The 1,050-nt window shown below is 67.6% G+C and carries 1 pseudogene; it reads right to left on the minus strand.

Features of this window, described 5'->3' with window-relative positions:
* Positions 1 to 1,050: pseudogene (locus RU01_RS20175) on the minus strand (pyruvate carboxylase); the annotation flags it as partial.

Below are 1,050 nucleotides of genomic sequence, written 5' to 3' on the forward strand. Positions count from 1 at the left end.
GGGTGTAGAGCTTCTCGCCGGGGTTCGACAGGTCACCGGTGTACGACATCGCCACCTCGGCGATCGTCGTTCCCGTCTCACGGACCGCGTCGATGGCCGGGCGCATCTGGTCGACGTTGTTCAGCGCGTCGAAGATGCGGAAGATGTCCACACCCGTCGCCGCCGCCTCCTCGACGAACGCTGTGGTCACCTTCTCCGGGTACGGGGTGTAACCGACGGTGTTACGCCCGCGCAGCAACATCTGCAGGGCGATGTTCGGCACTGCCTCCCGCAGTGCCGCCAACCGCTCCCACGGATCCTCGTGCAGGAACCGCAACGCCACGTCGTACGTCGCACCGCCCCAGCACTCGATGGACAACAACTCCGGCGTCAACCTCGCCACATGCGGCGCCACCGCCAGCAGGCCGGTGGTGCGAACCCTCGTGGCGAGCAACGACTGATGCGCATCACGAAACGTCGTGTCCGTCACCGCCAGAGCCCGCTGGTCCCGCAGCGACCGGGCGAAACCGTCCGGCCCGAGATTCTGCAACCGTTGCCGCGTCCCTGCCGGCGGAGTCACGCTCAGGTCGGTCGCCGGGAGCTTGTCGCGGGGGTAGATCTCCGTCGGGCGCCGCCCGTGCGGGGAGTTGACGGTGACGTCGGCCAGATACCGCAGGATCTTCGTTCCGCGGTCGCCGGAGATGTTCGCAGAGAGCAGGTTCGGGCGCTCCTCGATGAACGAGGTGGTGACATGACCGGCCCGGAAATCCGGGTCGGCGAGCACACCTTGAAGAAACGACATGTTCGTGGAGACGCCGCGGATGCGGAACTCCGCCAACGCCCGCCGCGACCGCGCCACCGCATCCTCGAACGTGCGACCACGACACGTCAGCTTCACCAGCATCGAATCGAAGTACGCCGACACCTCCGCACCCAACGTCGTCCCGCCGTCGAGACGGATGCCCGCACCACCCGGGGTGCGGTACGCGGTGATACGGCCCGTGTCCGGGCGGAACCCGTTCGCCGGGTCTTCGGTCGTGATGCGGCACTGCATCGCCGCACCCCGGATCC

It is taken from the genome of Rhodococcus sp. MEB064 (genome assembly GCF_000834565.1).
Taxonomy (GTDB): domain Bacteria; phylum Actinomycetota; class Actinomycetes; order Mycobacteriales; family Mycobacteriaceae; genus Rhodococcoides.